This is a genomic window from Psychromonas sp. SA13A, from assembly GCF_011378715.1.
Classification (GTDB): domain Bacteria; phylum Pseudomonadota; class Gammaproteobacteria; order Enterobacterales; family Psychromonadaceae; genus Psychromonas.
In genome coordinates this window covers 1-10904 of the sequence record NZ_WTKU01000040.1, presented here as the reverse complement: position 1 = coordinate 10904, position 10904 = coordinate 1, and the positions used below count along the sequence as shown (strand labels likewise).

10 protein-coding genes are annotated in these 10904 nt (G+C 36.0%); 4 read left to right on the top strand and 6 right to left on the bottom strand.

The window, feature by feature from the left end; genetic code table 11:
* Nucleotides 1-1254: 1254 nt before the first annotated feature.
* The 3 genes from GQR44_RS19410 to GQR44_RS19400 all read right to left on the bottom strand — a co-directional run bounded on the left by GQR44_RS19410 (nt 1255) and on the right by GQR44_RS19400 (nt 5065).
* Complete coding sequence (locus tag GQR44_RS19410) at nt 1255-1605, bottom strand: DUF3316 domain-containing protein (protein WP_166373387.1); 351 nt, start codon at nt 1603-1605, stop codon at nt 1255-1257.
* 859 nt (nt 1606-2464) lie between these two features.
* On the bottom strand, nt 2465-3181 hold the full coding sequence (locus tag GQR44_RS19405; RefSeq protein ID WP_166373385.1) for a 3'-5' exonuclease: 717 nt from the start codon (nt 3179-3181) through the stop codon (nt 2465-2467).
* A 9-nt stretch (nt 3182-3190) separates the two neighbouring features.
* Nucleotides 3191-5065 (bottom strand): DUF294 nucleotidyltransferase-like domain-containing protein, encoded by a 1875-nt coding sequence (locus GQR44_RS19400; protein ID WP_166373383.1) that lies wholly within the window; start codon nt 5063-5065, stop codon nt 3191-3193.
* 512 nt (nt 5066-5577) lie between these two features.
* Between GQR44_RS19400 and GQR44_RS19395 the strand changes: the two genes are divergently transcribed.
* From GQR44_RS19395 to GQR44_RS19380, 4 genes are all read left to right on the top strand, one after another.
* Nucleotides 5578-6267 carry a CDP-alcohol phosphatidyltransferase family protein gene (locus GQR44_RS19395; RefSeq protein ID WP_166373381.1) on the top strand — a complete coding sequence of 230 codons (690 nt, stop codon included), beginning with the start codon at nt 5578-5580 and terminating at the stop codon, nt 6265-6267.
* The gene (locus GQR44_RS19390) at nt 6260-7192 is read left to right on the top strand and encodes a phosphatidate cytidylyltransferase (RefSeq protein WP_166373379.1); all 933 of its coding nucleotides are present in this window, start codon (nt 6260-6262) and stop codon (nt 7190-7192) included. Before GQR44_RS19395 ends, GQR44_RS19390 begins: the two co-directional genes overlap by 8 nt.
* Nucleotides 7193-7303: 111 nt before the next feature.
* Nucleotides 7304-7963 (top strand): lysophospholipid acyltransferase family protein, encoded by a 660-nt coding sequence (locus GQR44_RS19385; RefSeq protein WP_166373377.1) that lies wholly within the window; start codon nt 7304-7306, stop codon nt 7961-7963.
* Nucleotides 7964-8160: 197 nt separating this feature from the next.
* Nucleotides 8161-9108 (top strand): LysR family transcriptional regulator, encoded by a 948-nt coding sequence (locus GQR44_RS19380; RefSeq protein ID WP_166373375.1) that lies wholly within the window; start codon nt 8161-8163, stop codon nt 9106-9108.
* A gap of 114 nt (nt 9109-9222) precedes the next feature.
* On the opposite strand, the gene GQR44_RS19375 is transcribed toward GQR44_RS19380, so the two are convergent.
* The 3 genes from GQR44_RS19375 to GQR44_RS19365 all read right to left on the bottom strand — a co-directional run bounded on the left by GQR44_RS19375 (nt 9223) and on the right by GQR44_RS19365 (nt 10600).
* Complete coding sequence (locus GQR44_RS19375) at nt 9223-9573, bottom strand: DUF3316 domain-containing protein (RefSeq protein ID WP_166373373.1); 351 nt, start codon at nt 9571-9573, stop codon at nt 9223-9225.
* A gap of 151 nt (nt 9574-9724) precedes the next feature.
* Complete coding sequence (locus tag GQR44_RS19370; RefSeq protein WP_166373371.1) at nt 9725-10075, bottom strand: DUF3316 domain-containing protein; 351 nt, start codon at nt 10073-10075, stop codon at nt 9725-9727.
* Nucleotides 10076-10258: 183 nt separating this feature from the next.
* On the bottom strand, nt 10259-10600 hold the full coding sequence (locus GQR44_RS19365) for a DUF3316 domain-containing protein (protein WP_166373369.1): 342 nt from the start codon (nt 10598-10600) through the stop codon (nt 10259-10261).
* Between the last annotated feature and the right edge of the window lie 304 nt (nt 10601-10904).

Below are 10904 nucleotides of genomic sequence, written 5' to 3'. Positions count from 1 at the left end.
TTCATGAGGTTAATAGCAGGTTAAGAAATGACAAATAATTGAATTAATTTGTGCATCGTAAAGGTGGTGATACGGATGGAATAAAGAAATGGTTTACTTTGTGGTGCTAATGAATGAACCCAATAATAACAGTGGTTATATGTATTTTTAATGATTAGAAGGATAATAATCAGCTTGTTTTTGAAGTGAAGTTAAACAGTTAAAAAAGAGTAAATGTATCCTTTTTGTCAAGAAGATAAGTCAATGAAAGCAATGCTCATAAGCACATTGCGTGGTAATAAAATTCAAATAAAAAAGCAAATAGAAACAAACAAAATACTAACGAGAATAAAAGTTCTGAGCGGTATTCTTGTATTTATAATTACTTTAAAAAAACTAAATAATTCGTTGTAATTTATTTATAAAAACAAAAAACAGCGTAATAAAACGAAATATATTTTGCTGAAAACTACTTAAGATAAGCATTTTCACACTCAATAAATAGATCTATTTTATTAAAATAACAGTTAAAAGGTGAAACTTATTTGGGGACGTTTAAAATTTTTTAAGAATTTAGTTTATAAAGTTGAATACATTTTAATAGCGATAGTACGACTTAATGGTGTCCATAGGTCACCATTAGCAGATAACTAGAAAAGAACCAATAATTGCAGCGTTAATCGCCAATTTTTCTGGCTTTATTACTATATTTATTAGTTATTTTAAATACTAGGTTAACTGCCAGAAGAGTAAAAGATTTATAGATAATTATAAATAAATAGATCATTTAGATACAAAGAAAAAGAAGGAATAGAGCTAAAGTGGGATAGATATTACTGTGGAGAACTAACTAGATAAATAACAATTTTAATCATCTGTTTGTTAGTGATTTATAGTGGACAGCTAATTTTGACCATACTTTGATATTCAAACAAAAAGCTTTCTTATGGTTTGCTCATATCATCAAATATTATTTTTGTAGTGCAAGGGGCCAGAGCGAAGTGGTTTTATAGTTGATATTGGCGGTTATAATTTAGTCGAAATATTCGAGTAGTAATATTTTAGAAGTAGATTAATGCAGTTAATTATTTATAAGCCATTATGCTAAAACGGCTAGTCAGAATATTTGAGTTAGGGAGTGATTAATGAATCTGATTGCTGGGGATAAAAATAGAATCAGAAATGAAATTGCTGCTATCTAACAAACTAGTTAAGTAAGTAGATGAGCAGCAATGTTGCTAATGGTTAGTGTCTATGTAAAACGTTAAACCAGTATTAGTCTTGTTTTTTTATTGTTGTGAAGTGGTAATCCACATCTACTACGGCACGGTAAACGACTTGATCACGTGTTTGAGCAAACTCTTTGATCGTGACTTTAGTTTTATCGATAGTCAAATCTTGTGCTGGCGAATTGCTGATCACGGTTAACGCGTGACGTAATTCGTTAGCGGGTAATTTTTTTAGTCCATCGATGTAGTCAAATCCTGCATCATAAGCAGCTGCTTTATTTGTGTATGCATCAGTGTTGAATGTTTTGTCTGAATGCACAACTTGTGTAGCAGCAAAAACACTTGAACTAACTAATAATGTCGCCGCTACTGCTGTTAATGTTGTAAATTTTTTCATGTTAATGCCCTTAATATTTTATTTATAAGATAAATGTTGTTGTCGCTGCCTATTGGCATTCACGACTTGTTTTTCTGTGCTTCGTTTATTCTATTCTTGTTTGTGTAGAATGAGTTATTAATGCTTTACCGTTGTGGTCTCACTCGATGAAGCTATTATGCGCCTCTTTTATGTGATCGTCATCACTCCTTATTTCCATTCATTATGGAGTTTTTTGTCATTAATCGAATTTGAAATGAACAACGCCTACAGTTCGCTCAGTATTTGCTTGAATTAAATGAACTTAAGTTTGCAGTGGTAAAGTAACTTGCGTTGTAATCTATGATAAAGTCTATCCGTTTTATTCTAAGTGATTGTTTTTAAGTCTTAATTTTTTTGGGGGGGGGAGTAACTGGCTACTGAGAAGTTCATCATATTACACTGACCTTGATATCCGGTTTATCGGTTAGATAAAGCTCCTTGATTTGTAACGGTTATAAGCCTCAAGGAGATCTAATGGTTAAATAGACACTTTTTAACCATTAGTCGGTAAGAAAAGGAATGAAGGTATTTACCGCATGACTTGCTCTGTGAGTGGCTAAATCAAAAACACGTTTGCAAAATAAAATGTCATTGTAACCTTCGATAATAATTTACTATTGAAGGGGATTGTTGGCTTTTACAGGACCAGCAGGAGGGGAATGCAGATCAACCATGAAAAGAACTTGCTAGCAATAGACGCAATAGTATTAGCACTCTTGTTAGAAAGGCCAATGCTGTTGTTAACAAGTAACTTTATCGATTTTGTAGTTTTATAGCTGCTAAAACTCTATAAGCACTGGCAAACTATGCCCTTTTCAAACTATAACAGCTTTCAAAACTACAACCATAGATCCTTAATAGGTGTATCTGGGCTAAAATGATAGCCCACTTGTGCCTGTAGCAGCTCTGCAGTAGCAATTGCATCGGTTAAGGCATCATGTGGTTGATAAGTAGGTAAGTTATAGCGCGTTCGACTTTGCCCTAGGCGAATTGAGGCAGGTTTTTTGCCACGTAATCGATTAAAAAATCCAGCCGCTAGTTTTCTTTGTATGTTAGATTCGATTTGCATAGTATCAACAACAGGAAAAACAATGCCTTCCTTAAACAGCGCACGTAAATGCAAATCTAAAAAAGGGCGCTCTATATTACGGTAATGAACAACCACCACTTTACCCGCTAATTGCTCAAGTAACTGATCCAGAATACGCCTTAAGTCCGGAGCACCTTTTAAATCTGAATGGGTGATCCCATGAATGATAATGGAGTCTTCTTGTAACTTATCTTTAGGGTTAATAAACCAACTTTTAGCTTGATTACAATAAATACGCTTTAAGTTAAAAGGCACTAAACCAATACTAATAATGCTATTTTTCTTAGGATCTAACCCCGTCGTTTCAAAGTCTAAAGCAACAAATTCAATGTCTTGAAGTTTTGTGTCGTCATGGTATGTACCCACATCATAAAATTTCTTTAGGCGTGAATCCTTGCTTAACTGGGCTTTTAACTTCAAAAAAGCAGACCAGTTTAAGACCTCTTTGTTAATAAAATTATACATAGACGATCCTTAAAGAGTGGCGCTATAACGATATTTCAAGAAATTTTGCGCATTACTTAATACTAAAAACGCATCCTTTAAATTTCGTCTTTCAAAATCAGACATATTTTCAGGTTCAATATTATTATCAGGCTCAATATCTGATTCAATATCTAATGCTTGGTGGCGTAATCGTACTAGTGAAATAAGCTCCATGGCATGCTGTAAATCAGCGCCTTTAGATTTAGGCAAAATTCCCGCTTCAATAATATCTTCTAAACGATCAAAGGAGTTCTGAGATTGAGACCCAATGGCTAATGCATGCACGCGAATCAAGTCCGCAAGTGGTGCGGTTCCTCGACGTTTTAAGTTTATTGAGTTGTTATGGCGGCCATCGCTCTCCATCACAAAGTCTTTAAAGAAACCTAGAGGTGGTTTTCTATTAAGCGCATTACGAGCCAAACATGCCAAGAAACGATTATTCTTTTTGGCACGTCGTAAAATAAAGGCATTTAAATGCTCTGCCCATTTAATGCGTCCATAAACACCGGTTAAATCAAAGAAAATATTACAATTTAATAGCGCTTTAGGGTTGGGATTATCAATCCAACTGGCGAAGCATTCTTCCCATTCCGTTTGCGTTTTACGGAACTCTGGATTAGTGGCCATAATATCACCAGTACAATAAATGTAACCGCAGGCTGCTAAACCATCACAAACAAAGTGTGATAGTTTTTCAAAATATTCACCGTGTACAGCGGCGTCATAACTATTATCAAGAATAATGGCGTTATCTTGATCGGTTACCATCAGCTGTTCATCACGGGCCATTGAACCTAATGCTAAGAAACAATATGGAATAGGGGCTGGGCCAAACTGTTCTTCAGCTAATTCTAATAAACGTTGTTTAAAGCTACGTCCAATCTCTGACATCGCACGTCCAACCATGTGCGAGTTCGCATCTTCATTAACCATACGCACAAAACAATCTTTCAGCTGTTTTGATAATAGCGCAAGATCTTCAGGGCTTTGTTGTTGGAAAATGCTACTCACAAACAACAAACTATTTTGAGATTCATAACGAATAATGTCAGAGACTTCAATTAAGCCGATTGGTTTTTTATTTTTAAGGATAGGTAAATGATGTACGTTGTTACGTAACATCATCAACATGGCTTCAAAAATATAGGCATTATGATCTAAAGAAATCAATTCTGTTGACATGACCTCGGAAACGGGGCTATCAATGCTTAAGCCTGCAGCAATTACTTTTGCACATAAATCATGTTCGGAAATCAGACCCACTAGGTTATTCCCTTCACTGTCATCAATGCTAGGGTCGTTAATTAAAGCGGCAGATTGATATTCTTCGGCCATCATTTGTGCAACGGCTTGTACACTGGTATCAACCGGAACAATCAAAGGTTCGCGTGTAATTAATTTTTTTACTTTGGAAGTGGTAAGCGCATTGGCATCGTCACTATTACTTTCTACCGCTTGTTTTAAACGCGTACTATCTTCTGCCTCTACAAAGTCAGCAAAGGATTCAAATCGTTCACATAAATCATAAAATACCACCGCTGGAATACAGTATAAAAGGGTGTCTTTGGTGGTTTTAGCGGGAAAACGTACTTTATTATTAGTGAGTAGCCCCATTTGTCCAAATAACTGCCCCTGGTCAAGACGATTATAGAGATTGCCATTACGACGAAATAATTCAACAATGCCACTGCGGATCATATACAACTCGCTAATTTCATCCTTAAAATCGATGATGGTTGTATTGGCACGGAAATAAGATATTTCAACACTTTGTACCACTTCTGCTAAAGCTTCTTCAGGCAGTTCATCAAAAGGGGCATATTGACTGATAAAGTCTTGTATTTCTAATAATTCAACGTCCATTGGCTACTCGTTATATCGGTGAGGGTTTTATGCGATATTACACAACTTTTATTGACTATGTTAGCGGCGACTTATCTTTCCTATCTATTTGTTTAAAAAATATCTTAGCAAGCGTAATAGCTGTGTTTAACAGTACTTATAACGCCTATTAATTGTTCATAATGAAGTGGTTAATGACAATTAATTTAATTAATAGACAAATCTAACAATGTTAGAATCCACACTAAATATTAACTTTATGTTGTATAAACCTAGGTTGTCTTAACCAATAATTTAAAGCACTATATTGTTCTCGTGTGTGTACCTTAAATATCACGCTAACATGATACTTTAATTCCCTATTCGCTTTCATCGGTATGACTCCTGTAGAGTTAACGTGGGATCATTAAAATACATATTTGCGGACAGAATTAAAGCCCATATAGACATTGCTGATAATTATGGAGTAATAGCTATTGCTCACAATGACTATCAATTGCAGCACCATTAACTGTTATTAATAAGGAAATATAATGACTGACTCAGAAGCTCGCCGTCCATTAAAAGTGCGTGATTTGACGATTATGAATAAAATAGCGGCGGATTTGAGTAAACGTAATATATCACCTAATCAAATATCAATAGCCAGTATCTTTTTTGCACTACTAGCGGGGTTATGTTTAGTAGCAATAGGTGCTGGCTCAACTATCTGGCTGAGTTGGTTAGCTGCTTTATTGGTACAATGCCGTCTATTATGTAATTTATTTGATGGCATGGTGGCCATGGAAGGCGGAAAATCAACGCCATCGGGTGAATTATTTAATGATATTCCCGATAGAATTGCGGATCCTTTGATATTAGTTTGTGCAGGTTATGCTATTGCTGGCTTGCCATGGGCGATTGAGCTCGGCTGGTTAGCCGGATTATTGGCGGTTAAAACGGCTTATGTGCGTGTGTTAGCAACGTCGATGGGCGCGCCAACTTTATTTACTGGCCCAATGGCAAAACAACATCGAATGGCGGTGATCACAGTCGTTTTACTATTACTGCCTATCGAAACATCAGTATTTGCAACACAAGGATATGTTTTACTGCTTGGGTTATTGGTTATTTGTCTCGGTTGTTTACTCACTTTATATAAACGAGCTCGCTCGGCTTACCAATATTTAGAATCGCCAGAGCAAAATCAACACAATAAGCATGAGGACAATACGGATGTTTAATATACCGATTCACTCTTTTTATATGATGACGTTTGTAGTGATCTTACTGATCACTGGTTCTTTAATTCGTTGGCGTTTGCAGGTTAAAAATCCTCAAACAGATTACTTAGAACTAAAACAACGCATTCAATCCTGGTGGTGGATGATTGGTATTTTATTTGGCATTTTATTAGCCCCTACAACGGTTTCTATTATCTTTTTTGCCCTGTTGAGCTTTTTAGCGTTAAAAGAATTCTTCTCGATCATGCCTACTCGGCAAGCCGATAGACGTATTTTATTATGGGCTTATCTTGCCATTCCATTGCAGTATTACTGGGTTGCTACCAACTGGTATGGCATGTTTCTTATCTTTATTCCTATTTACGTGTTCTTATTTCTGCCAATGCGTGCGGTATTTATTGGAGAAACCAAAGGCTTCATTCGTTCCTTAGGTACTATTCACTGGGCGGTCATGCTATCGGTATTATGTGTTAGCCATATTGCATACCTGTTACAACTTCCCGTTAAAAATGAGCAAGCGGGGGCATTGGGGTTAGTTTTATTTTTAATTTTTATTACCCAGTTTAACGATGTATGCCAATACATTTGGGGGAAAACCTTAGGTAAACATAAAATTATTCCTAAAGTGAGCCCTAAAAAAACATGGGAAGGGTTTATTGGTGGAGTAATAACCGTCACCCTCATCTCTGGTTTTGTTGCGCCTTATTTAACGCCATTAACTATGGTCCAAGGTTTTGTTGCTGGCACATTAATCGCAATCAGCGGATTTGTAGGTGACGTGGTTATTTCGTCGGTTAAACGAGATCTCGCTATTAAAGACAGTGGGACGTTAATTCCAGGGCATGGAGGGTTATTGGATAGAATAGATAGCCTGATTTATACCGCGCCATTATTTTTCCATTTTCTTTATTATTTACATTATTAACTAGTATCAGGTTAGTAATCGGTATCAGGCGAGGGCAGCCAAAATACATATTACTTTTCATATAAGAAAAGTGCTCAAGAATAACAAAGTAGGATTTAATAAGGATTGTTAATGAATCGATTTTTAAAAATATTATTTTTTGCATTATTGGTTAAACCTATGGTTTTGCTGGGTTTAGGCTTAAATGTGTTTTTTAAAGCTAAGTTGCCTAAACAGGGTCCTGCGATTGTTGTTGCAAATCACAACAGCCATTTAGATACTCTCGTTTTGATGAGCTTATACCCATTAAGTCAAATCCATAAAATAAGACCCGTTGCTGCTGCCGATTATTTCCTAAAAAATAAACTACTTGCTTGGTTTTCATTGAATATTATTGGCATTATTCCAATGCAACGTAAACATATACGCGATACCTCTGCATTATTTGCACAGTGCCATCGAGCATTAGATGACGGAGATATTTTGCTTTTATTTCCGGAAGGTTCTCGTGGTAAGCCAGAACAGCTTAGTGATTTAAAACGCGGCGTACACCACTTAATTAAAAGCAGAAAAACACTAAAAGTAGTGCCTGTAATGATGCATGGCTTAGGTAAAGCGTTACCTAAAGGCGAAATGATTTTTGTGCCATTTAACTGTGATGTCGTGGTGGGCGATGCTATTCCGTTTAATGCCGATGCAAAATGTTATATTGACTCCGTTAGCAATGCGTTAAATCAGCTATTAGCGTTGTGTATGACGCGTCAATCCGTTGTAAAAGATGATTTAGAATAACATTTATCGCGCTAATTATTTCAACGTAGTAATTGCAGTAATGATAAAAAGGCAGTTGTTAACACTATCGTCAGCCTTTGAATTAAAAGTGTATTAAATCAATCGTTAATTCAAAGCTTATACAAAATAGTCAACCGTAATGTAATGTTTTCACTTAGCACTATTTATTGTTCTATCATTTTAAAAAGGATTTTTTAATGGGAATGTCGACAAGATTAGACTTATTTATTGATGTTATTCAACACGGGTCCTTCGCAAAAGCCGCTGGTATAAGGAACATTGACCGCTCCGCATTATCGAAACAGATAAAGTTATTAGAAGATGACCTTGGTGTACGTTTATTAAATCGTTCCACGCGCTCGGTTTCACTGACAGATGCCGGCAAGGAGATATTTAAACAAGCTGAAGCTATGAGAGAATTATTGGCCGATACCCAACGCCTAGCCGATTCCTTTCATTCTGAGCCTAAAGGATTACTGCGAATTACCTGCCCAACCTTATTTGGTAAAATGTACATTCAAAAGGCAGTAACACTGTTTATGGCCAAGTATCCACAGACTCATATTAAATTAGTATTTGACGATAAACGCTCGGATATTATTGGTGAGCGTTTTGATATTGCTTTTCGCATCGGTCCGGCTCGAGATTCAAACTTAATTGCACGCAAGATAGCGGGAGCTCAATTTGCAATACTGGCCTCTGAAGGTTTTATTGAAACCTATGGTGAACCGAAAACACCTGAAGATCTTGTTAAACTACCTGCGATTATCTATTCCAACGGTGAGAATACATTTAATAAATTAACGCTTTCAGAAAAGCCTGGCAGTGATCAAATGCGCAGTCATAATATGGTAGGGCGCCTCGAGGTCAATGAATTAAGCGTTATCATTGATGCATTGCAAGCTGGGTTGGGTTATTCACAACGCGGTTTATTTACCTTAGATAAAAATATTAAAGAGCTAGGGTTAGTACCGTTACTAACAAATTATAAACTGGAGGCAAGGGATTGGGGGGTTTACGCTGTTTATCCCCACAGAAACCAAACGTCTCTGGTGAAATTATTTATTGAAATCGTAAAGGAGTTAGTTGGTTCTCCACCGATATGGGACAGCTATATCGATAACTATGATCAAATCTATAAATAGACTAGATACAGAAGTAGGTTAGATACAGAAATAAACAAAAAATGCCGCTAACTATGTAAGTTAGCGGCATTTTAGGTGATGAACCTTTTCCTATCGTCAAAACGATAAGTTAAATTAGTTTTGTGTTTTGATTGTAGTGAAGTGGTAATCCACATCAACCACTGCACGGTAAGCAACTTGATCACGTGTTTGAGCGAATTCTTGGATCGTTACTTTTGATTTATCAATCGCTAAGTCTTGTGCTGGTGAATTGGTGATCACCGTTAGTTCGTGACGTAATTCGTTAGCTGGTAATTTTTTTAGACCATCAATGTAATCAAAACCTGCATCATATGCCGCTGCTTTACTTGTGAACGCATCAGTGGTGAACATTTTATCTGAATGCACAACCTGTGATGCTGCAAAAGCACTTGAACTTACTAATAATGTTGCCGCGACTGTTGTTAATGTTGTAAATTTTTTCATGAGAAACCCTTTAATTAATTCTTTTCATCAAACTTATTTTTATAAGTACTATTTTCTTATAAGTGATGCTTTCTATTCTGTTGGTCACTAACGCTTATTCGGCTTAATAACCTAGCATTAGCGACTTGATATTTTTTACGCTAACCGTTAATTAGTTAGTTGAACGTAATGTAGTGAAATGGTAATCCACATCAACTACTGCACGGTAAGCTACTTGGTCACGTGTTTGAGCAAACTCTTGAATTGTTACTTTAGAGTTATCAATTTTAATATCGTTTGCAGGTGTTTCACTGATAACGATTAGTTTTTGACGTAATTCATTCGCTGGTAATTTATTCAATGAATCGATGTAATCAAATGCAGCTTCATAAGCGGCTGCTTTATCTGTGAATGCATCAGTGCTGAATGTTTTGTCTGAATGCACAACTTGTGATGCAGCAAAAGCACTTGAACTGATTAATAATGTCGCTGCGACTGCTGTTAATGTTGTAAATCTTTTCATTTTGGAATCCCTAATAATTTGTTTATAAGCTATCTATTTATAAGCCACTGTTTATAAGTTATCTATCTATAAGCTATACAGTGTTGTCGTTACCTATTGGCGTTCACGACTTGTGCTATCTTCTTTGCTTTGTTTCTTCTTCGTACTTTATTTCTTTCTGTTCTTTGTACAGTGAAGCGTTGATTAGTTATCGCTTCTTAATGCTTTGTAGTTGTAATCAACATTCACAATAGCGCGGTATTCTACTTGTCCACGTGTTTGTGCAAATTCTTCAATTGTTACGTTAGTATCTTTAATTTTTAAGTCTTTAGTTGGTGTAGTAGAGATAAGTACCAACTCATGACGTAATTTGTTTTCAGGTAACTGTTTAAGTTGGTTTACGTAATCAAAACCGGCTTCGTAAGCTGCTGCTTTATTTGTGAATGCATCAGTGCTGAAGTTTTTGTCAGAATGAACGACTTGAGTACCAGCAAAAACGCTTGAGCTGATAAGTAATGTTGCTGCTAGAGTTGTTAATTTTTTCATTTTGAATACCTTAAATAATTTGTTTATACATAGTTGTATTGAATGAGTGTTTAATGCGTTACCGCTGTTTCCTCACTCGATGTAGCTATTATGCCTATCATTTATGTGACCGTCATCACTCTATTTTTCCATTCATTGTGGCTTTTTTGTCACCAATCGAATTTAGAATGATAAAGGCTAGGTGATTGTTCACCGTTTACCTTGTTGTTTATTTACCTGTGACGTGGGCGTTGTTACTTCTTACTCACTCACATTAACAAGGTTTGAATCAGCCAACTCCTTTGCGTCATCTTGTTTTAATACA

Excerpts from the sequence above, each read along its gene's own strand:
- GQR44_RS19410 (WP_166373387.1), bottom strand. The coding sequence starts at position 1,605 with ATGAAAAAATTTACAACATTAACAGCAGTAGCGGCGACATTATTAGTT.
- GQR44_RS19405 (WP_166373385.1), bottom strand. The coding sequence starts at position 3,181 with ATGTATAATTTTATTAACAAAGAGGTCTTAAACTGGTCTGCTTTTTTG.
- GQR44_RS19400 (WP_166373383.1), bottom strand. The coding sequence starts at position 5,065 with ATGGACGTTGAATTATTAGAAATACAAGACTTTATCAGTCAATATGCC.
- GQR44_RS19395 (WP_166373381.1), top strand. The coding sequence starts at position 5,578 with ATGACTGACTCAGAAGCTCGCCGTCCATTAAAAGTGCGTGATTTGACG.
- GQR44_RS19390 (WP_166373379.1), top strand. The coding sequence starts at position 6,260 with ATGTTTAATATACCGATTCACTCTTTTTATATGATGACGTTTGTAGTG.
- GQR44_RS19385 (WP_166373377.1), top strand. The coding sequence starts at position 7,304 with ATGAATCGATTTTTAAAAATATTATTTTTTGCATTATTGGTTAAACCT.
- GQR44_RS19380 (WP_166373375.1), top strand. The coding sequence starts at position 8,161 with ATGGGAATGTCGACAAGATTAGACTTATTTATTGATGTTATTCAACAC.
- GQR44_RS19375 (WP_166373373.1), bottom strand. The coding sequence starts at position 9,573 with ATGAAAAAATTTACAACATTAACAACAGTCGCGGCAACATTATTAGTA.
- GQR44_RS19370 (WP_166373371.1), bottom strand. The coding sequence starts at position 10,075 with ATGAAAAGATTTACAACATTAACAGCAGTCGCAGCGACATTATTAATC.
- GQR44_RS19365 (WP_166373369.1), bottom strand. The coding sequence starts at position 10,600 with ATGAAAAAATTAACAACTCTAGCAGCAACATTACTTATCAGCTCAAGC.